The organism is Castellaniella sp., assembly GCF_034675845.1.
Classification (GTDB): Bacteria; Pseudomonadota; Gammaproteobacteria; order Burkholderiales; family Burkholderiaceae_B; genus Castellaniella.
This window is the reverse complement of record NZ_JAUCCU010000001.1, coordinates 626,234-650,520: the sequence shown is the minus strand read 5'-3', so window position 1 is coordinate 650,520 and position 24,287 is coordinate 626,234. Positions and strand designations below refer to the sequence as shown.

Here is a 24,287-nt window from a genome sequence, read left to right as displayed (position 1 = left end):
ATCGCTGATAATCAACGCTGGTATCATTCATCAACAAATCGTAAATGAAATATTCCACAACTGAAAAGGAACACTCCATGAAACGACGCGCATTTTTGGCTGCCGCTGGCGCAGCGGTAATGCTTGGCCTCACGGCGTGCGGAAGCGATGATGGTGAAAAATATTTAGGAACCTGGAAGGCCACGAGGGGTAGTCTAGGCCTAACGATTGAAAAAAACGGCAAGGACTTCATCATTACCCATACGGGAGGTATGAAGTGGTCTGCAGATGAAGAAAACAAAAAATCTTCAGCAACTGTAAATAAGCATGGGCAACTTGAGGTTAGCGCTGGTCCAATGACTATTACAGGATCTATAGAGGAAAAAACAGGTCACTTAATCATCGGGGGGAAGGAATACGTCCGCGTTGAATAACTTCTCGATCTGGCAAGTGTCCTGAAAACCAAGACACTTGCCAGAACGGCCTTGACCAAGGCCTTACCCTGGCCCGCCGAGATACCACGACGGGGGCCAGGTGTTCTGATCACGACCTGCAGGGCCTGGTGCCATTACCCGGCAAAGCCGGTGCGACAGGGTGCAGGGGCTGCGGTATTTGCCGCCTTCAGCCCAGGATTACGCGCCATCCAGGGCAAGAGGGACGTCTCTCGACGCTGCCGGCGTCCAGGGCTTGAGCCTGGATCGTCATCACTAAAATCAACAAAAGTGCACCAGTTTCAACTGGGTTACGCCAATCTCTGCTGGTTTGCTGACCAGATGAGTTTTCACCTGTTTTATCTACCCAGGTGCACGTGCCGCCCCGGCCTGGCCCAAAACTGAAGGGCTGGTTCCTGACGACTCGGGTGGCCGCCCTGGGTTCGCGCCAGGGTCGGTTATATCGGTGTAAGTTGTTAAGGAGCAATTCCCAAATATGGGAAAGTGTTGCAATTCTAAGCGCATTATTGGGATTTAGCAACGCTTCGTAAATATTGGTCGCTTGCCGACAGGTGCGGGGGGCATCACAGGGCTGGTTGAATATTTCACGTTCTACAACAGCGAGCGGCCTCATTCCGTTGTGAGGGATGTCTTTTATCGTCTGAATCACCCTGTTTTTGATACAATGAATACATGTATTCAATAGGAGGTTTGAACATGGCTACGTCCGTTCGGCTTGCCCCTGAGACTGAAAAAAGGCTGGATCACCTTGCCGCCCAGACGGGGCGCACCAAGGCGTATTACCTGCGCGAGATCATCGAGCAGGGCATCGAGGAAATGGAGGACTACTACCTGGCTGCAAGCACCGTGGAGCGCATCCGTAAGGGACAGGAACAGGTGCATTCGGCTGCTGCCGTGAGGAAGGATCTTGGCCTGGACAATTGATTACGCGGATTCGGCCAGAGCGCAGCTGCGTAAACTCGATCGGCAGGTGGCAAGGCGTATTGTTGATTTCATGGACGAGCGTGTGGCCCCGCTGGAGGACCCGCGCAGCACGGGCAAGGCGTTGACTGGACCGCTGGGCGGTTTCTGGCGTTACCGCGTGGGTGACTGTCGGGTGATTTGTGAGATCCAGGACGGTGCCTTGCGCGTCCTAGTTGTGCGTATTGGCAATCGGAGAGAGGTGTACCGATGAGGGTGAGGATTAAGGGGCCGGTCACTGCAGAGCGGTTGGCCGTAGCGTTGAGGCGAGCTGATCAAATATCGCGCGCGGCTTCAACGGGGAAGTCCGTATTCTCGTCTTGAGGATCGGAAACCGGCGTTCGGTATACAAAGACAAGCGCTAAACTGAGATCACTCAAGAAGCTGACCGTTAATGCAAATCAAACGCAACAGCACCACTGGTTGAACTAGATCAGCCGGCTTTGTCTGGACGAAATGTTTTGCTTGCGTGCTTGTGCACCTTCATCTCAATATATTCGCGAATTGCCATTTGGTCTTCAACCGGCAGGCTTCTGTATTCCTCAAGACTGACAATATCTGCAAACGGCCACGCCGTCGTGGCAGCCACTTCAGGGGAATCCACCAAAATAGGGGGCTTATCCGGCTCAACGCCTGGCACCAAGAGCTGCCAGGCCTCCATGCCGAAAGCCTTGGCCAGGTCTTCCAAATTATCAATTTTCAGTGCGGTTTCACCTGTGCGTGCACGCGCAATCGTTGATTTGCTGACGCCCGTACGACTCGCAATCACTTCCAGTTGAGGATAGCGAGTGCCATGTCCCGTGACCCGTTTGAGCGTTCTGCTCAGTTCATCGACGATTTTTTTTCCCATATTTGGATAGTGCCAGCAAGGCACATTCAAATGCGGAATATGATTCCCGAATATGGGATTACAGTGGAGGGTACAGCAAATTCACGCATGCGTGAATTATTCGCCACCTTTTGCCAGGTATGCCTGGCGTAGGACTTCGATATCGTCCAAAAATTGCTTTAGTTCGGGTTCGGGGGCAATGACGGTGGCTTTGACCCATCCCGGCGGGAAGCATTTCAGGCGCAAGTAGGCGTCCCACCACAGGTCCCGACACTGCATCACCCACGGGCTCGTGACACCGTACTCCCGTGCTATGTCTGCAAGTGTGCGCCCATCCACCAGGGCCGCATACGCCAGCCGTTGGGCTTGGACGTTACGTACTTCGCCCATCTCGGCAGCCAGGCTCATAAACTCTAGGTCGGTTAAGCGTTTTTTCTGCATCGTTCTCTGAACCACTGCTCTATATTCTTGTGCATCTTCTGCTGTGAGTTCCGCCACGATTCGGGGGCAAACCAACCGATCACACCACCGATGGCGACTATGAAAAGCCCGAGGATAACTTTAGATACCATACCACCTCCATAAGGATAGTTTACGTGATCGGGTCGTTTGTGCGATCAGATCGCTTTATTGTTTTGCAGGACTGGCTTGTACGACTACTTTAATAGCTGGGTTCGCGCCCCACACTGCAGCTACTAAGCCATCGAGCGTCGAAAATTCAATGGCTTCATGCCCAGCCAACTGCCACATCGACTGATGTCTGATCACTTCAACTGTGTCAGAAATCAATACTTTGGCAAGGTCAGTCTGTGCTGTGTGATCAATACGGGTTGATGCAACAGTTTGTGGCGCAGGCATCGTAGGTGACGAAGGAGCAGTTGCAGGCTTTGGTGCCGCTGGATCGCGAGGTTTCTTTTTCTTCAGCTGGTCCCGGACTTCCTGTCGGATATTTCTACCAGGATCTGCAGCTGCTTGCGAGACGATGTCCTCAGCGATAGCAGGATCTTGTTTTGCCAGACGACTCAGCTCATTGAGGGTTGTCACATCACTGCTGACACCTTGCTCGATGGCTTGTTGCACCACCGGATCAGACTCAACTGCCGTCAGGTAGCGCAGTCTTTCAGAAACCCAATTGGTGCTTTTTTGCCATTCGGCGGCCACGGCTTCCAATGTGCCCAAGGTTTCTTTGTCAGCACGCAAGGCCTGAGCAATTTCAGCGTTCGTCAGGGCCTCTCGGTGAATATTTTCAGCCCGTTGGATGCGAAGATGCTCCAGCTCAGTGAGAGTACGAACAATCGCTTTAAGCTTTAGGCCCTTCAGCGCCACTGCTCTGCAACGTCGTTCGCCTGCAACCATGATGTAGCGGCCAGGTGCATCAGGGTTCGGGCGCACAACAGCGGACTGGATTTGGCCCAAGGCCACGATGTTTGCACCTAATTCTTCCAGTGCCTCTGTTGTCAGGCCAGGGTTATCTTTGGAGCGCTGCTGGGGTAAGAAATCGATCAGGTCAGTATCGATATCAATTTGTTGCTCACCTGGTCGCGGGGCTTCAAATTCAGACAGCTTGGATTTCCGGATGCCTTTAGTAAAAACACTCATAAGTAATCCTTTTTGTGATGTCAGGCGTAAAGCCGGGCGATGATTTCATTGCAAGCACTGCGCATTTCGGCAGAAGCCTGGCGTTGGCTGCCGCTTCGAGGCGCCTGAAAGATAGGTTTTGCCAAGGCAAGCGACGTAGGTACACATGCACGTTGCATGATGGGCTGGTTGATCACCATTTCTTCACCGTATTCTTCCAAAAGGAAGGCAATACCCTCCAGTTCGTTGCGAGATCGGCTATTCACTAGGAAGGGGACCAGACCCAAATTTCTTAGGTCGGGATTGTAGCGGGACCTGATCAACTCGACGGTGTTCAGGAATTTCGGCAAGCGATGAATCGAAAAAGAGCTGATCGTCACCGGAGATACCACCGCGTCAGCAGCTGCCAGGACACTGATCAGCCGTCGCTGTAGATTAGGGGGGGTGTCGATCACAGCAATATCAAATGAGTCGGAAAAGTTTTCCAGAATGGTGGATCGCAAATCGGGCAGTTCACCCTGGGTCGCATCATCGACGTCGACGACTTCAAGATCAGCGGGAACAAGCCAAATATTCTCAGCAACCTGCCTGGGCGCGCAGGCCAAAGATCCTTTAAATAAGTTGCTGGCCACTAAACAATTGCTGTAGTCGGCTTGATCTGGAAAAGCCTCAGACAAATCATCTTCGTCCGTGTCAATCAACAGCACGCGTTTACCCTGTGCAGCAAGAGTGTATGCCAGGTGTATAGCAAGCGTGGATTTCCCAACGCCGCCTTTACGATAGGCGATAGCCAGTATTTTCATAGCAAAGGATTTCATAGGAACTCGCAAGAAAGCGAAATAATTAATGAATTATAAATATAGTAAAAATAAAGCGCAAGCGCAAATTCACGCATGCGTGAATTCGTTCCCGGGAACCCTGACAAGGATCATCATGAACGCACAACAAATCCATCATCAGGGCTGACTGGGACGCATATTTCATGGTAAAAAACACTGTTTGTTCATACAGTGAATTACCATGTCAGCCCCTCTTCCTTTCCAACCGAATCCAGCAATATGCTGGGCCACGGTCGCGACTACACAATGTGGTTTTCCCAGCCCCGCAGATGACCACACGCAGCAGCGCATCGATCTCAATAGAATCCTGATCCATCAGCCTGACGCCACTTTTTACATGCGCGTGCGTGGCCCATCGATGCGGGACGCCGGGATCGAGGACGGGGATTATGTGATCGTCGACCGATCCCTGGAGGCCAGGCATGGCGATATCGTTGTGGCCGTGGTCGACAGCGAGTTCACGGTAAAAACGCTGCATCGCAAGCGCGGGTTGGTGCGATTAATGGCCGCCAATCCGACTTTTCCAAATATCGAGCTACGTGACGGCCAGGAGCTGGTGATTTGGGGGGTGGTGACGTGGACGCTCAAGCAAAACCGCGCATAGCGCTGATCGACGGAAATTCATTCTTCTGCAGCTGCGAAAGAGTCATGCGTCCAGATCTGGAAAACAGGCCCCTAGTTGTGCTATCCAACAATGACGGCTGCGCCATCGCTCGCACCCAGGAAGCCAAGGATTTAGGCATCAAAATGGGAGCACCCTGGTTCAAGATCAAGCACCTTGAGACCCAGGGCCTGATGGCTCTATCGGCTAATTTCAATCTCTACGGAGATCTGAGCAGCAGAATGATGAATGTGGTCGGCCAGTTCTCACCCAGACAAGAAATCTACTCCATCGATGAATCATTCCTGGATTTGACCGGCATTTCTGGTACCGGCAGAGAAATTGGCACGGACATTCGCCAGCGCGTGCGTCAGTGGGTTGGCATCCCGACGTGCGTGGGCATTGGCTCGACAAAGACGCTGGCTAAGCTGGCCAACCACCTGGCAAAGCTGACCCCCAGGCTGCTGGGCGTCTGTGACCTGACAACCATCGACCAGGCCCGCCTTATGCGCGTACTCAGCCGCGTGCCAGTTGGTGAAGTATGGGGTGTCGGCAGAAGACTGGCGCCGAAGCTGCAGGCCATGGGCATCCACACCGCTGCTGACCTGGCCCAAGCTGATTATCGCGAGATCCGCGATACTTTCTCAATCGTGCTGGCCAGAACCAGCAAGGAGCTGGCCGGAATGTCGTGCGTGAGATGGGAAGCTGTGCCAGCAGCGAGGCAACAAATTATGTGCTCTCGAAGTTTCGGCCACGCCGTTCTTGATATTGTTTCCCTGCAGCAGGCGTTAAGCCTATTTGTCACCCGAGCCGCCGAGAAGATGCGCAGCGACGGCACTTGCACTTCAGCAATCCAAATTTTTATACGCACAAGCCCATTTCGCACAGATCCGCAATATTCGGGCAGCATAGTCGAGCAGCTAGACCAGCCCACAGACGACACAGCAACGCTGCTGACTGCTATGTCCAGAGGATTACGCAAGATTTTCCGGCCGGGATTCAAGTACGCGAAAGCGGGCGCGTGCCTGCTCGACCTGGCTGCGTCTGACATGGCCCAGGCGCAGGGCAATCTCTTTGCCGCGCTACCGTCCGAGAATAGACTGATGGGGGTCATCGACGGCTTAAATCACCGATTTGGCAGAGCCACAGTTTCGGTGGCCAGCGCCTTATCTGACCCTGATGCCGCTTGGCATATGCGTCAGGATCGGATGACACCGGCGTACACCACGGACTGGAGGCAGGTGGTTGAAATTTGGCGGTGAATCGGTGCAATTATCAATGCCAAATCTTCCCTACACGCTTTTCAAAACGAACCTATGGACATATGGAAATCTGCGCCGTGCCGGCGCAGACCAGCGGGCTCGCTTCGCTCGGCCTATGGACAAACCTGATGGACAGACCGTGGACAGCTACGCTGCCCACCGCCTGACCACAGGTATTGCCCACAGGCAGACCCGCTTTTACCACATGCCCACAGGCCCCCAGCCAGCAATCAATATGAAATACAGTTTGAAATCCAGACCTCGAAATGCCTAGAAACCCATGTCTAGGTCATAGCCTCGGAGTCGCTCAAATTCTTTCTGTTGAGCCATAACCCCCGGGTCTGTATATCTTGGTGCGTACTCATTAGCAGGCCCAGCACCGCCTTCAAGACCACGTAAGTCTGAAGCTGCCTGAAGCCATTGCGCACGAGGAATCGGTGGGCCAATGAAGGGCTGCAAGTATGCATCCAAGTGATTGCCATTTGGGTCGGCAATCTCTCTTGTCAGGGCGGTAAGATAGCTGTTTTTGTTGGTTTTATGCCAGTCAATCGACATACCAGCACGCGAACAAAGTTCCGCATGCACCAGCAGCATCGTACGTCCGTTGCCATCCAAAAATGGATGGCCATAAGCAAACAGGCCCATGACAAGGCCAGGCTGACTCACCATCAAACCTTTGTCCTGTGCCAACTCCAAGCCATGGAGCACAGCACGTTCGCATTCAAGAGGGTCACAAAAACGAACCTCTCCCTTGACAACAGCACGATCTGGCATAGTCTGCATGCGATCCTGACCAGCCCACGGATAAAGGTCTTCAAACAGAATCCGATGAACCTGCAGAAAATCCGCATACTCGATTCGGCGCAATCCGGCTAGAAAATTTAAAGCCTTTGGCAACATCGTCCTATAAATCTGATGCTCCAAAACCTTGATGACTGCAGGATCTTTCTCACGCTGCGAATTTCGCAGATAACCAGCTGTGGCGAAATCGCCAAAGGGATCAAACTGACCGGACACGGCGATGATGCGCAACGAGCATACTCAGCTGCTCGGCAGTTGTAATTTTCCCAGAGCGAGCCAGGGCAACAAGCAAATCATCAGTGGAATCGCTTTGGACGATATCACCCGCCAGGCGGGTGACATCAACTGCCCATTTGTCTGCGAACGTCGCTGTGTATGCAATGCCCGCACGGCGAGCCAAAGCACGAACAAAAACTGATGTCACCGTCGAGCGCCGACGTTTCATTTGTGATGCCTTGGTCCCCACTTTCCGCCTCTTTGATACGTGGCTCAGTGGCGAAGATTTGAGGCTGTAGCGAGTGTTCATATTCATTGTTCAATTATACATTTCTTTGGAAATCTACTCAATATCAATGAGTTATGTGTCAGCAAAAAATATCGCGGGAAGGACTCTGGCGAGTCCTTCCAATTCACGAAGTCATTTCACCTGTCCTCTCGTGTATGCCACAGTCGCAGCACGTAAATGATCGATTCCTGGAGTTCGTAGCGAATCTCATATTTTCCAACCAGAATTTTTCGCACCTCGCGAGGCTCAAACTGAAAAAGCTGTTCGCCGATGCGCGAGTTAGTCAGCAAAATGGTTGGCGCTTTGGTCAGCACTTGCACGGTACGCACGGCTGCTGATTTGTTCATCGGCGCCAGGAATTCGTACAAGCGCGCCAAATCGGAGAGCGCCTTGCTAGTCCACTTCAATTCCATCAACGGGGCACCGGCAAGGGCTCATCAGTACCAAGGCTAGCTGCCCACACATGTACGTCATGGTGTTCAATGACGCACCCGATATCTACGTCAGCCAGTGCCTCACGGGTCAACTTATCGCGTTCTTCTTCCTGAGCTACCCAAGCTGAAAGCGCCTGCTTAATGATCCAGCCGCGTGAACGATCAAGCTGTAAAGCCAGTTGATCCACTTTCTCAGCGAGCTGAAGCGAAACATGGGCAGTCAGCACTTTGGTGGTTGCGGTCATTATTAACCTCTCCTATTGAAATTCAATTTCGCCAGATCCAGCTACTGCCTGGTCGCGGTCAGTCGGGTTGCCGCGCACTACGATGTCCCCAGACCCGGCAATGCGTGCCTTCACTGAGTGAGTGACGTAGGCGTCAATATCGCCCGAGCCCGCTATCGAAAAATCAGCGGACGTGGCTACGAGTTCACTGACGTCTACATCGCCTGACCCGGCCACCTTGATCACCAGGTGGCCAACCTGCCCGAAAGCTGTGATGTTGCCTGATCCCCGAATACCCACATCAAGTACATCCTGCTGTAGATCGTACAAAGTCACATCCCCGCTGCCCTTGATGCGAATGCTGGGAGCTGCCGGCAGCGCGACACGAACGATGCCCCGCACAAAAACGAGTGCACCATCAGCATCACGCATATCGTTACCAGACACAATATTGCCAGAGCCCACAACGTGGATGCTGCGACCAGCCACCTGCCCAACAGAACCATAAAAAACCTGCATCACCCCGGTGTTCACTCCTGCAGACTGATGCACTCCAATGGCTTCACCGCTGCTAGTAATAGAAAAGACTTCATCTTCAATGATCAGCTTATCGCCGTTGAAACGGGTTTTGATGCCGCGAATCACCTCTGGGCTTTCGCCGGCAACAACTAGGTGAGGCGCTGCCTCACGAACAAAAACGACATCGACCGAACCTTTGATCACGATCTTGCTGATGGTGAGCATTGGGCGATTCTCTTTTTCAAAATTCGCCGCACGATCCCAAGCCGAATCGCTTTTGTCGTTTGCCGTGTTATGCGGGGAAGTATTCATTAGCCAAACCCTCCACATATGATTTGATTTTAATCATAGTGATTAATTATAAATCTATCAAGCAAATTAGCGCATTGAACTACCCGTTTTTAACGGGATAGCACTGCCTCATCAAGGCCCCGAAGCAAGCGCTTTGCGCATATGGGGGCTGCACTACACGACGCATACTGTCGCCCCCAGCCTTCGCGGGGATGTGCAGGCTTTGGCTCCTAAAGTGTAGCCAAGCCAGCCCGTCCAGGGCTTTCGCGGCATAAAAGGGTGCCCCCCGCTAGCGCGGGTCCCCCCATTTATTCCACGGTCCCTGGACCCCGCACTGATCTGGTTGCGCCTGCCTGCCTCGTGCAGTGCAGCGCGCAACACCGACGCGCTGCTGCCACAAGGAGCAGCAACATGAGCCGAATCATCCAGGGTAATTGCCTCGACATCATGCCCACCTTTCCTGATCGCTGTGTCGATCTGGTTCTCACTGACCCACCGTACCTAGTCAACTACAAAGACCGCAGCGGGCGAACGATCGAGGGCGATAAAGAGGGCAGTTGGCTGATTCCAGCGTTTCAAGAAGTCCATCGGGTGCTACGCCAAAACACGATGTGCATATCCTTTTACGGCTGGAACCAGGTTGATCAGTTTTCCGGCGCCTGGCGGGCAGCAGGCTTTCGCGTTGTGGGGCACATCGTTTTTGCAAAGCCCTACGCATCTAAAAGTCGGTTTCTGCGCTATCAGCATGAGTCTGCTTACCTGCTGGCCAAGGGGATGCCGGATCTGCCGGACAATCCGCCCAGCGACGTCATGCCTTGGCAATACTCGGGCAATCGCTTTCATCCGACACAAAAGCCAGTCTCGATACTGTCCACGCTTATCGAAACCTTCAGCAAGCCCCGAGACATTGTGCTCGACCCCTTTGCAGGTTCTGGCTCTACCGGCGTCGCCGCCCTGCAAACAGGCCGACGGTTTGTCGGAATTGAGCTCGATCGGAAGTATCACGCGGCCGCAGAGCAACGAATCACAGCCATCGGTTGGCAGGGCAGGGGGCATCAGCAAGAACGATGGGCAGCTTAGTAAGTTCCGCTAGCCCTACCTGGTCGGCAAAGTCGGCCAGAACCAGTAATGACCGGCCAGGCCATCTGGGCCCGGCCACCACCAACGGAGACCACCGTGACGACAAAGAACACCGCTGACTTGTTGGACTACATGCGCGGCTATGCTCGTAGCAACCCGAACAACATGGAACTACTCAACCGCGACCAGCAATGGGCCAAGTTGGCAAAAATAGAGCTGGATCGGCGTCACGCCGCGTTCATCGCCGTTCTGCCGAATCCAATACTTGAAGAAATCGCCGCCCGCGAACTCAACATCACAGAGCTGGCCAAGCAGCTGAGCCCATAAAAAGCGGGGGCCGCTTCTGCGGCCCCCACTTTTTATACCACTGACAGCCAAGCCAAGTCCTCACTATGGGTGATGGGTTCAGTCGTCGATCTGATGAAAACCTTGCCGTCAGGACTCGGTTAGAGCTGTGCGCTAGGCGCACAGCTGGGGGCGCTCGCCGCGCGGCATCAGTGGCCGCTTGCTGCCACCTTCTTCGCATGCCACCAATCCTGCAAGCCGCTGAGCCCGAAAACGCCGACGCTACTGCGCCGCCCCGGCACTGCGCAGGCTTTCGCGGCATAAAAGGTCGCCTCCCCGCATTCGCGGGTCCCCCCCATTTATTCCACGATCCTGCTCCGCGCCATGTCTGCGTAGTAATCGACGGCACGGGCTCAGCAACTCACAGGATCGGCGGCAACAACCGCGAAAGAAAAATCCAGCAATCCCACCGATTACGACCGGGCTAACAATCTTCAGGCTCGGTCAGCAGACAAAATATTTCTACTTCAGACGCAATATCTAGGACCAAAGTCATGCAAACCATCTTGAATTTTGATGCTTTTTCTGCTCTGAACCATAGTGATATGAACGAGGTGCAAGACCTATATGTGCGCAATAACGAAGGCGGTTACCAGGTCGCGTCTGATGCACAGATTCTCGCTGCTGGGCGAAATGCTGCCAATAGCTTGCTAGCCAGTGGCCCGCCAATGGAACAACCCAAAGCCGTCAAAGAATTCTTTCAGGCTAAATTAACCGGCCTGGGTCATGAGTGCGCCGCGATGCTGTTTCTCGATGCACAAATGCGGCTGATCAAATATGTAGAGCTCGCACATGGAACCTTGTCTACCGCAAGTGTGTTCCCTCGTGAAATCGTCAAAACTGCCCTTTGCTTGAACGCGGCAGCTTGCATCATGTCTCATAACCATCCGTCAGGAATCCCAGAACCCAGCCGCGCAGACCTGGCCCTGACCGCGCAACTAAAGCAAGCCCTAAGTTTGGTCGATGTGCGCCTGCTGGATCATGTCATTGTCAGCGCCACAGACGCTGTTTCACTCGCAGAACGCGGTCAGTGTTGATCCAAGCCCTTGGTGCATGCCCCGGCGCCCACGGCGCCGGGGTCGGGCTGGCAGGGTCAGACCCCGTTCCGGGTCCTGACCCTGCACCTGCGGTTACGGGCTTTCATCCCTCATGCCTTCGCGCCTGACGGCGCTGCGCGCTTCGCTTGCGCTGGCCGTTGGCCAGGTTAGAGCTGTGCGCCTGGCGCACAGCTGGGGGCGCTCGCCGCGCGGCGGGTGGCGCTTGCTGCCACCTCCATCGCATGCCACCAATCCTGCAAGCCGCTGAGCCCGAAAACGCCGACGTTACTGCCCTGCCTCTGCACTGCGCAGGCTTTCGCGGCATAAACGGGAACCCCCCGCAAGCGGGTCCCCCCCATTTATTCCACGGTCCTGCTCCGTACAGCGTCAGCTCAGTAATCGACGGCACGGGCTCAGCAACTCACAGGATCGGCGGCAACAACCGCGAAAGAAAAATCCAGCAATCCCACCCAATCACCATCCGGGCTAACAATCTTCAGGCTCGGTCAGCAGACAAAACCAAACCCGGAAACGTTTTTCAAAGGAACCACGGAAATGAACATCCAACAAGCACTAGACATCAGGATCGATTACGCAATTGCAAAGGTCAATCACTGGAGTTCTTTGGGGCTGTTCGCCTTGAAAGAAGCGAACGAATTCGGATACGTCAACTATAGCAGCCCCGTCCCTAACCTATTTATCGATGAACCGGATTTGAAACAGGCGTTTCTGGGCGGGCAGCGTAGTGCAGCTTTGGAAATAGCCGAACAGGCTTACAACGATGCCATAGATTGGGTAGAGGAGTTGGCCGAAATGAATGCATGTTCCGGCTGTAACAACTTGCACGGGCACCCATGCCCGCACCATGGATAAAGACAACTGCGGCCAATGCTCTGCGGGTCAGGGCATTGACAGCGGCTGTCGCTGAACTTCCCATCCACGGAAAACATCTAGGAGCATCACCATGGCATCAGTCAATAAAGTCATCCTCGTCGGCAACCTGGGGCGCAACCCCGAAGTCCGCTATAGCCCCGATGGTACTGCCATCTGCAACGTCTCCATCGCCACCACCAGCCAATGGAAAGACAAAGCCACCGGCGAACGACGTGAAGAAACCGAATGGCACCGCGTCGTCTTCTACAACCGCTTGGCCGAAATCGCCGGGGAATACTTGAAAAAAGGCCGGTCAGTCTACGTCGAAGGCCGCCTGAAAACCCGCAAATGGCAGGACAAGGACACCGGCGCTGACCGTTACAGCACAGAAGTTGTTGCCGATCAGATGCAGATGCTGGGTGGGCGCGATTCCGTCAGCGACGTACCGGACGGTGACACCGGGTTTTCCCAGGCACCAGCACGCCGAGCACCCCAACAGAAACCCCCCGTTGCACCTGCTGCCGCACCACAGTTAGCCCCATCGTCCGGTGGCCTGAACGACATGGACGACGACATCCCGTTTTCTTGCCTCGGTGCCGGTCGCGTCTGGGCCTGCATTTAACCTAAAACCAAAAGCCCCTGGACGGCAGCAACCGACCCAGGGGCAACACCGCTACCACTGTAAGGAGCAAAAGCGATGATTAACCATGATCTTACCAAACTCGCAGCACTTATGCGCGACAACCACGCGGCCCACAAGCCTATGCGGTTGCCTGCACTGAAAGGCCGCGAAATTGCTGCCCTGGTCAAGCTGCTAGATCAGCATGCCGCAAACGATATCAAGTCGATTCACTGATTGGAGCGTGATCATGAATATAAGCAACGAACGTACCGAAATCCTGCCCAAAAACTTGTTTCTGTCAGTCCGCTATCAGGCCCGGAAAACTCCAGGCCAAAAGCCCCTGGCCGAGCTTGCAGACACCATCGCAGCCCAAGGCCTGCTGCAAAACCTTGTTGTTGTAAAGGCCAAGAAAAAAAGCCAGTACGAAGTTGTCGCCGGCGGACGCCGCTGGGCAGCTATCCAAATTCTGATCGAGGATGGACGCTGGCCCCATGATCGCGCTGTGCCAGTGTTGATCATCGAAGAAAAGCACGGCCTCGAAGCATCGTTGACAGAAAATATCGGGCGTGAAGACATGGAGCCGGTCGATGAATTCGAGGCGTTTGCCCAATTGATCGATCAGGGCAACACAATTGAGGATATCGCTGCACGGTTCGGGCGAAATCCGGGCTATGTCAGGGGGCGCATGAAACTTGCGGCTGTGGCCCCCGATCTGCTGCAGGCGTTCCGCAATAAGGAAATGCCTCTTTCAGTGCTGATGGCCTTCACCATTTCTGACGACCATGCAAGACAGCTTGAAGTTTGGGCGGGGATGGGTGCCTGGGACCGTATGAATACTCGACCAAAAAGCATACGCAGCAAACTGACAGACAACGCACTCAGTGCTGATCGTGGCATAGCAAAATTTGTGGGTCTCGATGCTTATGAAGCAGCCGGGGGCAGGGTGGTGCGCGATCTTTTTGCAGACGATAGTGATTTGAGTGGTATCTATCTTCAAGATGCCGAAATCATCAAGACCTTGGCCCTTGAAAAAATGCAGATCAACCTGAGCCAGCACAGTGAAGGCTGGGCATGGGTTGAAACGGTGCTGACATGGGACGAGGCCGGTTGGGTAGGCCATAGCAACAAATTCGGGCGTGTCCACGCCGAAGAACGCAAGCTGACAAAGGCCGAAACCGCGCAAATCAAAGCGCTGACGGCCCAGATTGACGCCCTGGACACGGCAATGGATGCACTCGAAGATCCCAACGGGATCGATGAAGAAGCATGGGACAAAATGAACGATGAAATGTCAGATTTGAGTGATCAACTTGACGCAATCAAAAATTCGGCGCGAGATTGGTCCGACGAAGCAAAAAAATTCTCAGGCATCGGTGCTTACATCAGTGACACGGGGGAATTGAACATCACATATGGGCTTATCCGACCGGAAGACCGCAGGGCGGCGCAAGTAGCAGCCCAGACGGCGGCAAACGAGGGGGGGGGATTCCCCGGCGCTGCGTACATCACTACCCGCACCAACAACACGGCCCGCTTACTCAGAGCGCCTGATGCGTCAGCTAACAGCCCACAAAGTCGGTGCCGTCAGTGCTGATCTGGCGAGCAAGCCCGCCATTGCCCTGGCTGTATTGGTTGCGCAACTTACCCAAGAAAAACTTGGTCCCGGATGGGCGCGTGGCTTTGGGCTTGGCATTTCGATGCGGAATGAAGCACTGCGGACACATGCACCAGACTACGACGACAGCAAAGCGGCCAATGCCCAGGACCAGATGCGACAGCACTGGCTGGGAATTCTCCCCACAAAAGACGGACAAGTGACGCCAGAGGTCTTGCCTTGGGCATTGGCCCAGGATCAACAAATCCTGCTTGATCTCCTGGCCTACTGCATCGCAGGCACCGTGCAGGGAATTCAGACGCAGGATACCAAACACGCCACGCCACTGGACGCACTGGCAACTACGGCCGAAACCGATATCGCCGATTGGTGGGCCCCTACTGGTGAATCCTTCCTGGCGCATGTCAGCAAAGGGATGATCACTCAAGTCGTCACCGAGGGGGTCGGAGCAGACGCCGCGCTTGCCCTGGGTGCCATGAAAAAAGGGGCTGCGGTTGAAGCTGCAGAAAAGGCACTTGCAGGTTCTCGATGGCTTCCAGAACCCATGAGGATCAAGTTGGCTAGTCAGGCAGAGTAGTTACAAGTCCGTGGATTGGCGCAGACCAGTCTACGGACAGCAATCATGCTGCAATCAAAACCACAACATGCCTTCGCGCCGCAGAGCATGGCGAACCTGCCTGGGTGTGTCGAGCCCGTGACCTGCTTGCGGAAACCGCAGCATCCAACATGGACTGACAACCACTGAATTGAACGAGTGATCTAACACTCCAACTCTACCTTGACCAGGGCTGCGTATGCAGCCCATTTTCTTGTGCGCCCGCTGCCCATCATTGGTGGCGTTTTTTTTGTCTTCGGCAATTTGCCGCTGCGTCCAGATCAGCCATCCTGCCCTGCCGTCATGTCGCTATGGCGTGGTGCAGCTGCTGTGGTTGCTGGGTGGCGTCGTTGCCCGCCCTGGTGGTCGGGACCCTGGGTCATACGCCGCGTGAACTGGCGTTCCCGCAGTCCCCCTTAAGAGCCTCAAATCCTTCAGATTTGTGTCCCTTAAGGCGTACACACAGTACGCACCCTGGTGGGTGCAATATCTTCTTGATTTATATGACCTTTTTCTAAACCCATGAATTTCAAATAGAACACATCATTGATACAGTTCAAATCTAATGCTTTGATATGATTCATATTATCTGTGTCCTACTTGTGTTTTTTTGAAGCAAACACACATGAAATCTGAAGCCGAAAAGACAAAACACGACAAAACAGATTCTTTCTTAAATCAAAACACAGTCAATTTCAATACAGAAACAGACGAGGATAGTACTGGACCGAGACAGATACAGGACGCACAACAGACAAATCCAGCACAAGAACTAGGCAAGCAACAAAAAAAACAGGCACAAGGCCTGTTTTTAGTTCGTCGGGGTATTTAAATCTCGTACTCAGCGTCCTTTTTGACCAAAGATACTTGGGGTTTATGCACGTTTGGTACAAGATCAAGCGCCGCTGTTTTAGGCTCTCGGCGGGCAATTGCAGCCGGTAGTTTTTTCATGTCATCCGTGAAAATGACAGCCTCATGTTTGGCGCGAGAAATGCTCACGTACCATACATCTTGCTTGGTTGTACGACTGTGGGTTTCCGCGTTGATCAACACCCGATCGCAGGTCAATCCTTGCGCACTGTGAACGGTTGATGCGTAAGCATGATCCAAGTGCAAAGGCAAGTCCGCAGGTAAGGTGATTGTGCGTCCTTTGCCTGAAATCGTGACCGATTTGGACGTAATTGCCGCGACTTGAAATCGTTCGCCGTTATCTAAATCAAGCTCTGCACTTTTGCGCGTGACACGCACCCAGTCACCAACAGATAGCTCTGCTTGTACCGGCTGATAGACCGAAATCTTTTGTGTGCGGCTCGGTGAAAACTCCAACAATTCACCGGTGGCTTCGTGGCATACCTTCAGCTTATGATCACTGCCTTCGCCCAATACACGGTACATTTCACCTCGTATAAGACCACAAGCATAGTTGCGTTCGGGCTGAATAATGTCGTCCTTTGCATAGTATTTTGCGTAACGACGCTGGGCTTGTGTTGTGTCCCGCCGGGTCAACAGATCGTACTCCCGACCTTTGCCTGCAAGCCCCAACAACGAATGACAGGCACGGTTGATCTCGTTGCGTGAATCATTGGTGCCGGTAACGATCAGCGTTGCAGCCCGGTCTTGCTCAGTCATTCCGGCATATCGCGTGGCAAGCGTTTCATAACGTGATCCGGGGTCTTTAACCTCAATGACATCATTGACCCGAGTCAAGGATGCACTGGCACGCCCAGCGGCTGCCAATTCGACGGCTGCTTTGAGGGTGGGGTTTTTTTGCCGGATGATCTCGCTCATGATCGCAGTTGCCATGCCCGCTTTTTGCATTTGTGCAAACGGCTTTCCAGCCTCGATGGCAGGTGTCTGCTCAGTGTCACCCAATAACACCATTTTGGCGCCGGTTTGTTCGGCCAGCTTGATCAATTTATCCATGATTCGCGCAGGGACCACCCCGGCTTCGTCAATCACCAACACGGTTTTTTCGTTAATTTGCCCGGTAAACCGTCCTTTTTTGGTGGCTTCAAGGCGCGAGGCAATGGTGCTGGCTTCGACCCCAAGCTCTCGTAAGGCCCGAACTTGGGAGCCGTAGGAAGCCAGAGCAACCATTTTGTAGCCGCGATGCTCGAGTATTTTTCGGGTCCGATTTAACATGTGAGACTTACCTGTCCCCGCCAAGCCTTGCACCCCAATAATTCGATTTTCAGTACCCAGGATCAGGCGGGCAGCAGCTTGCTGGCCAGGTGATAGTGGTTCGTCGAGCAACGCAGCATCAATGGCTTGCGCACTCATGATAGGGGCCAATACCTTCCGACCGGCAAGCTCGTCAGCTAAGATTTGTAGTTCACGCTGCTGTGCTTTAGCCGTCGTATATTGAGGCTCGGCCGCAACGAGGCGACCAGCGATGATTCCATCTGTCACCAGACGGGATGCTTCCTTCTGATCACGACCAAGCAGCTTGATCGTGTCCTCCCATCCCGCCCGAGTCATGGGGCGTAATGTCAGATCATCAGCCGGTTGGTACATCTGATCGCCTGCTAATAAAACACCACGGTCCAAGTTTGACTGTAGGGCTTGGCGCAGGCTGGGAAGATCCGCACGACCGCCACTATGGTGCAAGGCAGCTGCCAAAATCTCTGACTCACTCATGATCGACTCCCGTTCAGATAAATGTTTGATTGCCCAGCGAATCGCTTGATTTGCAACATAGTTCTGCTTTTGATCGACCGCTTTACCTCCGTCTAACGCAGCAGAGGTAGGTGGAACAGTTTGGTTTTTATCGTTCAGATCGGTGTGGGGCTGATCCGGTGCATGGGGCTGATCCGGTTCATGGGGCTGGTCCGGTTCATGGGGCTGATCCGGTGCATGGGGCTGATCCGGTTCATGGGGCTGGTCCGGTTCATGGGGCTGGTCCGGTGCATGAGGCTGATCCGGCTCCTGGTCGGACTTTTCATGCTGCTGCTCTTCTTTATCCAATGGAGCCTTCCAGCTGTCCAAATCAATGCCAATCGATTGGGCTAGCGAACGCCAACTGGATAGCAAGTGTTCACGCGTATATTCAACCAGATCCTTTGATAGCCTGGTCTTGATCGTGGCCAATGCCTTTTGGGCACGGGAGGCCGTCATTCGATCCAAACCGATGGCGTGCAAGGCACGGTTGATGTCCAGGAGCCGGTTGCTGAAGGCCTCGATTTGCGGGCGTGTGTAGTCCGCAATTTCAATGTGATTGGCTTCAAACCTCAGTTTGTAGCCCAGGCGTTCCAGCTCAGTGGCTAAGACACTCATGTACTGCGCATCGATCATGCGCTGCAGCTGCATGATCTTTTCATTACTCAAAGACACCCAAGCTCCATCTTTTCGCTGGGTCAGGTTCATGATGATGGCGTGTGTGTGCAGTTGGGGGTCTGGCCGAGAGAACTTGGTCGGGCGTGCCGTCTCATGGCGAAATTTAGCAATGATCAGGTTGCCGGTGATTTCGGCATAGGCCTGGCCATCCACCTTGTATCGACCCATGGCCAGCTGCTCTTCTACAAAGCGCAGTGCCTCGGTCACTGCCTGGTCATGTGCAGCGATCACGCGCCCATCACCTGCAACCAGGGCCTGCAGCGAAATAGATTTAGGCGCACTGAACGTCAAATCAATGCCAGCGCGGGCGCTTGAGTCTTTGCGAATGGTGGCTGCAATCTGGATACCGGCACCGTAATGGCCGGCAATCATCGCCTTGAATGCTGCTGGATTCACCTCCCCGGCCAGGCCCAGGGCTGCAGCGCCTTGTCCTTGCCAAACGGCAGCTTGCCCGTCGTGACTGTAATAGTCGTCTTTTTGGTCAGCATAGTATTTGACCGCATCCACTGCATCTGCCCGGTGCAGTACCTTCGCGCTAATCATGGCTATTCAATTCCCAATATCGATCAAATAAACACCAAAAAACCCAAGGCCTGGTAGGCCAAGGGTTTCAGAAGTGGGTGAGGGTTGTTATCCACAGGTTCTGTGAATAATTATCAGGGGGCAGGGTGGATATTTGCCAAATTTTGAGGCACGGCAAACACCTGATCGTTTTCCAGAAATGCCGGCGTGTGTTCTGCATAATGCTGGAATTTCATTTCAACTTTTGCGATTGGAAAATTCCCTGCAAAGCTTACATACCCGGTCATTTCTTCAAACTTCTGGATCTCTGAAGGCATGACAACGCGCTCGCGAATGCGGATGATTTTGTCTGAAGTATTACGCCCCGAATTAGAGTGAGATACTGAGTAATCGGGTCGCTCTACTTCGTGCTCACCCAGGGCTTTGCTTAAATCTTCTGCTGTTTGAGAATCGGTGTTTGATCCACCTAAGACGGTCAGGCTCCGAAAGCTGGCACGAATGACCTGTGACATGGTTTTGCCATAGATGTAATCCAACTGCGCTGTACTTTGTAGTCCAGCAAAAATCATGGCGCCTGCTTTTCTGCCCTTTGTCAAACCATCTACCAACGATGACAAAGCATCAAGGGAAGCCAGTTCGTCAAGAGACAATACCCACCTTCGCTGTTGGGATGGCGGCATCGACAGTAGCTCTTGCAGGAAAACATCAACCCAACATGAAACCAGGGGCTTCATGGCGGTGGCCATGTCTTCGCGCCAATTGATGAATAAGTTTCCCCCATTTGGGTCTGCCATCCACTCTCGGATGCTGAAGTGTCCAGCAGGCATGCTGGTGTGCTCCGATAGCTTATTTGAGAGCACAAACCGAGCGCTGGTCAAAGCCTTGCTGGCCTCAGATGAACCCGCAAATAAGGACTCGGCCAGTGTGCCGGTCAAGTAGGCGCGAAGCTGCTTGTCGTCGATGATTGTGCAGTAATTGAAAACCTCCTTGATGTCGTTGATTCCTGCAGAGTAGAGTTTTTTTGCTGTTTCTCTGAGCAGAAGCCGTCCGTAATCATTCCATTCTTCAGAATTTTTGTCTTCTGCCATCGGCACGATTGATCGACTGATCCGCTTCCAGTCGTAGTCTTTGCGCACGTCATTGAAAAACACCCAGCCTTCAGTGCGTGTGTCGTATGGATTTAGAATTTTGTCACCAGGGCGATAAAACTTACTGAGCATATCGCCATTAGGGTCAACAATCAGCGCACGATCACCACGCTTCAATGCCGAATACACAAGATCCCGCATAAGAATGGACTTGCCTGTACCCGTAGCACCTGCAACTAAAAAGTGCAGGTTTTCCACTTTTCTTGGCATCGGGATACCCGCCACGTTGAGCTGCTTTGTACTGCCCCACCGGTTACGGCATATCTTTGCCAAGCGCTTGGCGCTGACCACCCGGGTGCCACGGATAAATCGGGTGAATCCCGCACCTTCGAAGCCCTCTGTTTTGTATGCCCGTCCAATCCAAAAGGTTGCAGCGATGCCAAACAAAAATCCGATGATCAAGGTTCCCCACATGAAGGGGTAATCGGGCGTGATCATTGCCCAATGCAAAATGCTGCGCCAGCGTAGCTCACGCAACCCAGTGCCACTTGAATACATGGCCATCATTAGCCAAGCCAGGATAGGTCCAAGAATCAAAAAAAATGACGCTAGGCGTCGTTTTGTAAGAGGTGACATGAATGAACCTATCGTTTGTGTGGGAGGGGTGCATCAGCACGCCATAGGTTTTCAGGGCACTGACCGTAGCAGGTGTCGGTATCAAGAAGCGCAGAGATAAAAATTCCGATCTCTGCAAAATCCTGCAGGCCCTTGGATAAGGGTGCGATGAAATCGTTACCGTATGGGTTCACTCCCCAAAAAATCTCAGAGTCCGTGGTTTTTGCGGGGTGAATTTTGTGTTGGCAAAGCTCAACAATATTGCCCGCAAGCAGTTCAGCGCGCATCAACGACACCAAGGTGGCAATGACAAGCTTACGAGGCAAGCCGTCATCCAGACTCTTTGCAACGGTATCAAATGTCAAAATGGATATTGGCATGCCATAGGTCTGGGCCAAATCCATTTCTTTGAGTGACCCGCGCGACTTCTCCCAGCCAGGCAGCATCAGGATTTCGCTGCAACGGCTCAGGGATCGCGTGGCCAAACGCATGCAATCCTCCCAGGGTGTGTCAGGCGCCAATCCAAGTTCAGCCGGGCTGACCACGGTACGGCCCAGGGCGCGAGCCCAGGCAGCAACAGCATTAAAAGTGTGGTAATTCAAATATTCTCGGCCCGTCATCGGGCCTGCAAGGTATATGGACTCATTGACTGCTGCCATGGTGATGCTCCTCAATATCAATTGATAAAATTTGCTTGACGTGCAGATCTGGTTAGCTAAGTGACAGCCAGAGGGCAGCGGCCAGTAAGCCACCCAGCACCCCGGCAGTACCGCCCAAGATGGCGGTTAGGGCCACCAGGCGCTTATGGGTGTACATAACTGATCGGCGATGTTGTTCTGTAAGCTGCATCAGTGCTTCAAGACGCTGGCAGACGCGGGCCATTTCCTGCATGGCCTCATCGTTCAGCCGTCTATTGGTTTCGCCAACGACTTGACGCACATCCATGGGCAATTTTTTGGCTTCAACAATGCAAGAATTGACCGTCTGCGAAACTTGGCCAAGTGCCTCTACCAGGGTCCCCACTTCGCCCATAACATCCCGGTAGATGACATCCAGCTTGGACCTGGGGTCGGAGGCCTCACTCATGACCGCTTCCTTGCTGTGGAGGGCGTGCTCCCTGCCGGCGCTGCAAATAGTGCGCTAAAGGCCAAGTCAAGATTTCTCACCACCGGCCTCGCCAGGGATTTCAGTGCGTGGCAGTTGGCCAGGCGCGAGACCTCGGCCGCATTGGATTTGTCAGTTTCGCGCAGCAACTGGCGATAGTCCGTCTCGTCGCTCAAGACCGCATTAATCGTGGTCTTGGCCGCCGCCAAAAGATCAAAGACCTCGTTGTCATAGACGGCTGCAGATTCGTTGGCAATGAATTTGGCATACGCGATCTGATGGCCGAAGATAGCCGGAAACTCATCATGCACATCTGCGTTTACCCGGTTAAATATGACCCGAATTCGAGAGGCTTCAATCCCCAGCTCAGATAAGGTTTCAATGGTCGTGATGGTTTCGCGCTGGGCTTTGCCACTGCCGATGACCGGCAATACGAAATAATCGAATTCCAGGTGACTATCGTCATACTTCATCAGGTGATCTAAAAAAGCTTCAATGTTGCTGGCCCCGACATCGACGATGGCATTGTCAAGCGTGAGAAGTTCGCGAAACAATCGCCCAAAATGCTCGCCACGCAGCTGGTCGGCCACCAGGCCCAGATCCTGAGCTGACTCATTGGTGGATTCCACAGCGAAAATCTTGGCTTCATTCATGCGTGGTGCCAGCAAATGGCTGGCCACCATTGTTTTGCCGACTGAGCCGGAATAATTGAGAGTGACAACTTTCATAATTTGGTCCTGTGTTTTTTGCCCAGTTGGGCAAGTTCGTTTAAGTCGGGTGTGCGCCTGCGTACACGGGCTAGATCCCCCTTGTTGTGTACTGATGGCACAGCAGAGGATGATTCAACCAATGAACCGGGTGCTGGGTGCGTGGGTAATGCTCCCTGGTGAGAGGAAAGGCTTGAAGTGGGGTTGGTCGGCGCGAGGCCATGGGAGGGAATTGGCGCTGATTTGAGCTTTTTCCGATATCGCTGAATCACCGTGTCCAGATACAGTTTGGATACTGGAATTTCAGCGTTGTGCAGTTCTGCAAGGATCTCGGCACGCGTCAGGCCGGTTTGCAATAAACGGTCAATGGTTGGCAAAAGAGGCCTGAGCCGACCGATGATGCTCTTCGGTTTGAGCGCTTCGAGTTTGGCAATTACTGCCTGGTCTTCGCTCTGTATCCTCATAAGTTTTTTCCTGTTTAGTGGCGTCATCTGGGTCAGCCTGAAGCGGGGTGCTCAGACGCGTCTTGATGATTTCCAAGTAGGCGCGGCCTTCGGGCTTTGGTACTGGTGGAAGTTCGTGGCCAGCGCTTTGGGATGGGGCATGGGTTGATGGCTGCCAGCGCCTATTGATGTGCTCAATAATTTGGGCAGGCTGCAGTGGGGATGTGTATGCACCTGCAGGACTTGCCAGATGGGCCAAAATCGCCTGATCGACCACATCGTAGGGATACTCGCTTAGGAGCCGGATGAAAACGGTCTGAACGGCCGGTGATGGAGGTGGGCGGCCACGCATTTCCGCAATGGTCGCGAGCCAGCTTGATAGCCGGCCGATTTCTTCATTTGTCACTTGCATGATCCTCAGAACGTTCTGGGGGACCCCGAGGCCGTCGCCAGGGTGCTGGCTAGGCGCGAGGACTGAGCAGGGGAAAATCGCCTCACCAACTGCAGACCTCCGACACGCTGTAAGCGTGTCGAAGTTGCGAGGTGGGTGCCGCGCCCGTTAGGGCGGGGGAGGGGCGCTAGCGCCCTCCGGGGGGCGAGGCGGCAGGCCGAAGGCCTGGACGGGGGGCAGCAGCCCCGCCGCCAGTGGGATAGGGCGATGGTCGTCTTTGTGAGAGGTAATCACCAAGAAGGCTCGGCAGGGGCGTAGCGTTCCCCGGGCCATAGGCACGGGGACTTGCATCCAAAAGACATGTGATGGAGCAAGGTGTGTTTGTTGGGAGGGTGCTAGCCCGTGAGGCAGGGGGTCTACTGCTTCCCCGCCCGTAGGGTGGGGGACTGATGTCATAGGCCGACGACGCAGGCGTCGGGGCGAAGGGAGCGCAGCGACCGAAGGGTAGGCGGACAAATGCGACGGCTTGCCGCAACGGCTACCACGCGGATGCGCACGCGACTCCTTTTTATAAACCCTATAAACCCTATAAACCCTATTGTGTCCCGTTTTCGGTACTGGTTAAAGTCCGTTTTCGGTACTG

The 24,287-nt window shown here is 53.7% G+C and carries 30 protein-coding genes; 15 read left to right on the top strand and 15 right to left on the bottom strand.

What is annotated here, in order from left to right:
- The first annotated feature begins 77 nt into the window (after positions 1-77).
- From VDP81_RS03215 to VDP81_RS03205, 3 genes are all read left to right on the top strand, one after another.
- Positions 78-413 (top strand): hypothetical protein, encoded by a 336-nt coding sequence (locus VDP81_RS03215; RefSeq protein WP_323011529.1) that lies wholly within the window; start codon positions 78-80, stop codon positions 411-413.
- Positions 414-1,127: 714 nt separating this feature from the next.
- Positions 1,128-1,355 carry a ribbon-helix-helix protein, CopG family gene (locus VDP81_RS03210; protein WP_323011528.1) on the top strand — a complete coding sequence of 76 codons (228 nt, stop codon included), beginning with the start codon at positions 1,128-1,130 and terminating at the stop codon, positions 1,353-1,355.
- A complete protein-coding gene (locus tag VDP81_RS03205; RefSeq protein WP_323011527.1) occupies positions 1,339-1,605 on the top strand; it encodes a type II toxin-antitoxin system RelE/ParE family toxin in 267 nt (88 codons plus the stop codon). Before VDP81_RS03210 ends, VDP81_RS03205 begins: the two co-directional genes overlap by 17 nt.
- Positions 1,606-1,824: 219 nt before the next feature.
- Here VDP81_RS03205 and VDP81_RS03200 read toward each other — a convergent pair whose 3' ends face one another.
- The 4 genes from VDP81_RS03200 to VDP81_RS03185 all read right to left on the bottom strand — a co-directional run bounded on the left by VDP81_RS03200 (position 1,825) and on the right by VDP81_RS03185 (position 4,616).
- A complete protein-coding gene (locus VDP81_RS03200; protein WP_323011526.1) occupies positions 1,825-2,241 on the bottom strand; it encodes a helix-turn-helix transcriptional regulator in 417 nt (138 codons plus the stop codon).
- A gap of 96 nt (positions 2,242-2,337) precedes the next feature.
- Complete coding sequence (locus tag VDP81_RS03195) at positions 2,338-2,661, bottom strand: TrfB-related DNA-binding protein (protein ID WP_323011525.1); 324 nt, start codon at positions 2,659-2,661, stop codon at positions 2,338-2,340.
- A 186-nt stretch (positions 2,662-2,847) separates the two neighbouring features.
- On the bottom strand, positions 2,848-3,819 hold the full coding sequence (locus VDP81_RS03190) for a ParB/RepB/Spo0J family partition protein (protein WP_323011524.1): 972 nt from the start codon (positions 3,817-3,819) through the stop codon (positions 2,848-2,850).
- A gap of 20 nt (positions 3,820-3,839) precedes the next feature.
- Entirely contained in the window at positions 3,840-4,616 is a 777-nt protein-coding gene (locus VDP81_RS03185; RefSeq protein WP_323011523.1) for a ParA family protein, read from the bottom strand.
- Positions 4,617-4,818: 202 nt separating this feature from the next.
- Between VDP81_RS03185 and VDP81_RS03180 the strand changes: the two genes are divergently transcribed.
- Positions 4,819-5,241 carry a translesion error-prone DNA polymerase V autoproteolytic subunit gene (locus tag VDP81_RS03180; RefSeq protein WP_323011522.1) on the top strand — a complete coding sequence of 141 codons (423 nt, stop codon included), beginning with the start codon at positions 4,819-4,821 and terminating at the stop codon, positions 5,239-5,241.
- Positions 5,214-6,500: a Y-family DNA polymerase gene (locus tag VDP81_RS03175; protein WP_323011521.1), complete on the top strand. Its 1,287-nt coding sequence runs from the start codon at positions 5,214-5,216 to the stop codon at positions 6,498-6,500. The genes VDP81_RS03180 and VDP81_RS03175 overlap by 28 nt, the downstream gene beginning before the upstream one ends.
- A 270-nt stretch (positions 6,501-6,770) precedes the next feature.
- Here the strand turns inward: VDP81_RS03175 and VDP81_RS03170 are convergent, their stop codons facing one another.
- The 5 genes from VDP81_RS03170 to VDP81_RS03150 form a co-directional block, all read right to left on the bottom strand.
- Complete coding sequence (locus tag VDP81_RS03170; RefSeq protein ID WP_323011520.1) at positions 6,771-7,532, bottom strand: Fic family protein; 762 nt, start codon at positions 7,530-7,532, stop codon at positions 6,771-6,773.
- Complete coding sequence (locus VDP81_RS03165; RefSeq protein WP_323011519.1) at positions 7,501-7,746, bottom strand: hypothetical protein; 246 nt, start codon at positions 7,744-7,746, stop codon at positions 7,501-7,503. The genes VDP81_RS03170 and VDP81_RS03165 overlap by 32 nt, the downstream gene beginning before the upstream one ends.
- A 197-nt stretch (positions 7,747-7,943) precedes the next feature.
- The gene (locus VDP81_RS03160) at positions 7,944-8,219 is read right to left on the bottom strand and encodes a type II toxin-antitoxin system RelE/ParE family toxin (RefSeq protein ID WP_323011518.1); all 276 of its coding nucleotides are present in this window, start codon (positions 8,217-8,219) and stop codon (positions 7,944-7,946) included.
- Positions 8,219-8,485: a ribbon-helix-helix domain-containing protein gene (locus VDP81_RS03155; RefSeq protein WP_323011517.1), complete on the bottom strand. Its 267-nt coding sequence runs from the start codon at positions 8,483-8,485 to the stop codon at positions 8,219-8,221. Before VDP81_RS03155 ends, VDP81_RS03160 begins: the two co-directional genes overlap by 1 nt.
- Before the next feature lie 12 nt (positions 8,486-8,497).
- Positions 8,498-9,295, bottom strand: a complete 798-nt coding sequence (locus tag VDP81_RS03150) for a GIN domain-containing protein (RefSeq protein ID WP_323011516.1) — start codon at positions 9,293-9,295, stop codon at positions 8,498-8,500.
- A 390-nt stretch (positions 9,296-9,685) separates the two neighbouring features.
- Here VDP81_RS03150 and VDP81_RS03145 point away from each other — a divergent pair, with 390 nt between their 5' ends.
- The 10 genes from VDP81_RS03145 to VDP81_RS03100 all read left to right on the top strand — a co-directional run bounded on the left by VDP81_RS03145 (position 9,686) and on the right by VDP81_RS03100 (position 16,273).
- Positions 9,686-10,354 (top strand): DNA methyltransferase, encoded by a 669-nt coding sequence (locus VDP81_RS03145; protein WP_323011515.1) that lies wholly within the window; start codon positions 9,686-9,688, stop codon positions 10,352-10,354.
- 48 nt (positions 10,355-10,402) lie between these two features.
- Positions 10,403-10,681, top strand: coding sequence for a hypothetical protein (locus VDP81_RS03140; protein ID WP_323011514.1), 279 nt, complete (start codon positions 10,403-10,405; stop codon positions 10,679-10,681).
- A 563-nt stretch (positions 10,682-11,244) separates the two neighbouring features.
- Positions 11,245-11,736 (top strand): JAB domain-containing protein, encoded by a 492-nt coding sequence (locus tag VDP81_RS03135; RefSeq protein WP_323012383.1) that lies wholly within the window; start codon positions 11,245-11,247, stop codon positions 11,734-11,736.
- A gap of 555 nt (positions 11,737-12,291) precedes the next feature.
- Positions 12,292-12,609: a hypothetical protein gene (locus tag VDP81_RS03130; protein ID WP_323011513.1), complete on the top strand. Its 318-nt coding sequence runs from the start codon at positions 12,292-12,294 to the stop codon at positions 12,607-12,609.
- A gap of 91 nt (positions 12,610-12,700) precedes the next feature.
- Entirely contained in the window at positions 12,701-13,231 is a 531-nt protein-coding gene (ssb, locus tag VDP81_RS03125; protein ID WP_323011512.1) for a single-stranded DNA-binding protein, read from the top strand.
- A 75-nt stretch (positions 13,232-13,306) separates the two neighbouring features.
- Positions 13,307-13,465, top strand: a complete 159-nt coding sequence (locus VDP81_RS03120; RefSeq protein WP_323011511.1) for a hypothetical protein — start codon at positions 13,307-13,309, stop codon at positions 13,463-13,465.
- A gap of 13 nt (positions 13,466-13,478) precedes the next feature.
- Positions 13,479-14,825 (top strand): ParB/RepB/Spo0J family partition protein, encoded by a 1,347-nt coding sequence (locus tag VDP81_RS03115; RefSeq protein WP_323011510.1) that lies wholly within the window; start codon positions 13,479-13,481, stop codon positions 14,823-14,825.
- Positions 14,782-15,423 carry a hypothetical protein gene (locus VDP81_RS03110; protein ID WP_323012425.1) on the top strand — a complete coding sequence of 214 codons (642 nt, stop codon included), beginning with the start codon at positions 14,782-14,784 and terminating at the stop codon, positions 15,421-15,423. Before VDP81_RS03115 ends, VDP81_RS03110 begins: the two co-directional genes overlap by 44 nt.
- A gap of 217 nt (positions 15,424-15,640) precedes the next feature.
- Complete coding sequence (locus VDP81_RS03105; RefSeq protein WP_323011509.1) at positions 15,641-15,835, top strand: hypothetical protein; 195 nt, start codon at positions 15,641-15,643, stop codon at positions 15,833-15,835.
- A gap of 231 nt (positions 15,836-16,066) precedes the next feature.
- Positions 16,067-16,273 (top strand): hypothetical protein, encoded by a 207-nt coding sequence (locus VDP81_RS03100; RefSeq protein ID WP_323011508.1) that lies wholly within the window; start codon positions 16,067-16,069, stop codon positions 16,271-16,273.
- Here the strand turns inward: VDP81_RS03100 and mobF are convergent.
- From mobF to VDP81_RS03070, 6 genes are all read right to left on the bottom strand, one after another.
- Positions 16,270-19,317 (bottom strand): MobF family relaxase, encoded by a 3,048-nt coding sequence (mobF, locus tag VDP81_RS03095; protein WP_323011507.1) that lies wholly within the window; start codon positions 19,315-19,317, stop codon positions 16,270-16,272. The two genes, VDP81_RS03100 and mobF, sit on opposite strands and share 4 nt — an antisense overlap.
- 113 nt (positions 19,318-19,430) lie before the next feature.
- Positions 19,431-21,020, bottom strand: a complete 1,590-nt coding sequence (locus VDP81_RS03090; RefSeq protein WP_323011506.1) for a type IV secretion system DNA-binding domain-containing protein — start codon at positions 21,018-21,020, stop codon at positions 19,431-19,433.
- An 8-nt stretch (positions 21,021-21,028) separates the two neighbouring features.
- Positions 21,029-21,658, bottom strand: coding sequence for a DUF4406 domain-containing protein (locus tag VDP81_RS03085; RefSeq protein ID WP_323011505.1), 630 nt, complete (start codon positions 21,656-21,658; stop codon positions 21,029-21,031).
- Positions 21,659-21,710: 52 nt separating this feature from the next.
- Positions 21,711-22,085, bottom strand: coding sequence for a hypothetical protein (locus VDP81_RS03080; protein WP_323011504.1), 375 nt, complete (start codon positions 22,083-22,085; stop codon positions 21,711-21,713).
- Positions 22,082-22,831, bottom strand: a complete 750-nt coding sequence (stbB, locus tag VDP81_RS03075) for a StbB family protein (protein WP_323011503.1) — start codon at positions 22,829-22,831, stop codon at positions 22,082-22,084. The genes VDP81_RS03080 and stbB overlap by 4 nt, the downstream gene beginning before the upstream one ends.
- Entirely contained in the window at positions 22,828-23,274 is a 447-nt protein-coding gene (locus VDP81_RS03070; RefSeq protein ID WP_323011502.1) for a hypothetical protein, read from the bottom strand. The genes stbB and VDP81_RS03070 overlap by 4 nt, the downstream gene beginning before the upstream one ends.
- Positions 23,275-24,287: the final 1,013 nt, after the last annotated feature.

Coding starts and splice junctions, on each gene's coding strand:
- VDP81_RS03215 (WP_323011529.1), top strand. CDS start 78: ATGAAACGACGCGCATTTTTGGCTGCCGCTGGCGCAGCGGTAATGCTT.
- VDP81_RS03210 (WP_323011528.1), top strand. CDS start 1,128: ATGGCTACGTCCGTTCGGCTTGCCCCTGAGACTGAAAAAAGGCTGGAT.
- VDP81_RS03200 (WP_323011526.1), bottom strand. CDS start 2,241: ATGGGAAAAAAAATCGTCGATGAACTGAGCAGAACGCTCAAACGGGTC.
- VDP81_RS03195 (WP_323011525.1), bottom strand. CDS start 2,661: ATGCAGAAAAAACGCTTAACCGACCTAGAGTTTATGAGCCTGGCTGCC.
- VDP81_RS03190 (WP_323011524.1), bottom strand. CDS start 3,819: ATGAGTGTTTTTACTAAAGGCATCCGGAAATCCAAGCTGTCTGAATTT.
- VDP81_RS03185 (WP_323011523.1), bottom strand. CDS start 4,616: ATGAAATCCTTTGCTATGAAAATACTGGCTATCGCCTATCGTAAAGGC.
- VDP81_RS03180 (WP_323011522.1), top strand. CDS start 4,819: ATGTCAGCCCCTCTTCCTTTCCAACCGAATCCAGCAATATGCTGGGCC.
- VDP81_RS03165 (WP_323011519.1), bottom strand. CDS start 7,746: ATGAAACGTCGGCGCTCGACGGTGACATCAGTTTTTGTTCGTGCTTTG.
- VDP81_RS03160 (WP_323011518.1), bottom strand. CDS start 8,219: ATGGAATTGAAGTGGACTAGCAAGGCGCTCTCCGATTTGGCGCGCTTG.
- VDP81_RS03155 (WP_323011517.1), bottom strand. CDS start 8,485: ATGACCGCAACCACCAAAGTGCTGACTGCCCATGTTTCGCTTCAGCTC.
- VDP81_RS03150 (WP_323011516.1), bottom strand. CDS start 9,295: ATGAATACTTCCCCGCATAACACGGCAAACGACAAAAGCGATTCGGCT.
- VDP81_RS03145 (WP_323011515.1), top strand. CDS start 9,686: ATGAGCCGAATCATCCAGGGTAATTGCCTCGACATCATGCCCACCTTT.
- VDP81_RS03140 (WP_323011514.1), top strand. CDS start 10,403: ATGACCGGCCAGGCCATCTGGGCCCGGCCACCACCAACGGAGACCACC.
- VDP81_RS03135 (WP_323012383.1), top strand. CDS start 11,245: ATGAACGAGGTGCAAGACCTATATGTGCGCAATAACGAAGGCGGTTAC.
- VDP81_RS03130 (WP_323011513.1), top strand. CDS start 12,292: ATGAACATCCAACAAGCACTAGACATCAGGATCGATTACGCAATTGCA.
- ssb (WP_323011512.1), top strand. CDS start 12,701: ATGGCATCAGTCAATAAAGTCATCCTCGTCGGCAACCTGGGGCGCAAC.
- VDP81_RS03120 (WP_323011511.1), top strand. CDS start 13,307: ATGATTAACCATGATCTTACCAAACTCGCAGCACTTATGCGCGACAAC.
- VDP81_RS03115 (WP_323011510.1), top strand. CDS start 13,479: ATGAATATAAGCAACGAACGTACCGAAATCCTGCCCAAAAACTTGTTT.
- VDP81_RS03110 (WP_323012425.1), top strand. CDS start 14,782: ATGCGTCAGCTAACAGCCCACAAAGTCGGTGCCGTCAGTGCTGATCTG.
- VDP81_RS03105 (WP_323011509.1), top strand. CDS start 15,641: ATGCAGCCCATTTTCTTGTGCGCCCGCTGCCCATCATTGGTGGCGTTT.
- VDP81_RS03100 (WP_323011508.1), top strand. CDS start 16,067: ATGAAATCTGAAGCCGAAAAGACAAAACACGACAAAACAGATTCTTTC.
- mobF (WP_323011507.1), bottom strand. CDS start 19,317: ATGATTAGCGCGAAGGTACTGCACCGGGCAGATGCAGTGGATGCGGTC.
- VDP81_RS03090 (WP_323011506.1), bottom strand. CDS start 21,020: ATGTCACCTCTTACAAAACGACGCCTAGCGTCATTTTTTTTGATTCTT.
- VDP81_RS03085 (WP_323011505.1), bottom strand. CDS start 21,658: ATGGCAGCAGTCAATGAGTCCATATACCTTGCAGGCCCGATGACGGGC.
- VDP81_RS03080 (WP_323011504.1), bottom strand. CDS start 22,085: ATGAGTGAGGCCTCCGACCCCAGGTCCAAGCTGGATGTCATCTACCGG.
- stbB (WP_323011503.1), bottom strand. CDS start 22,831: ATGAAAGTTGTCACTCTCAATTATTCCGGCTCAGTCGGCAAAACAATG.
- VDP81_RS03070 (WP_323011502.1), bottom strand. CDS start 23,274: ATGAGGATACAGAGCGAAGACCAGGCAGTAATTGCCAAACTCGAAGCG.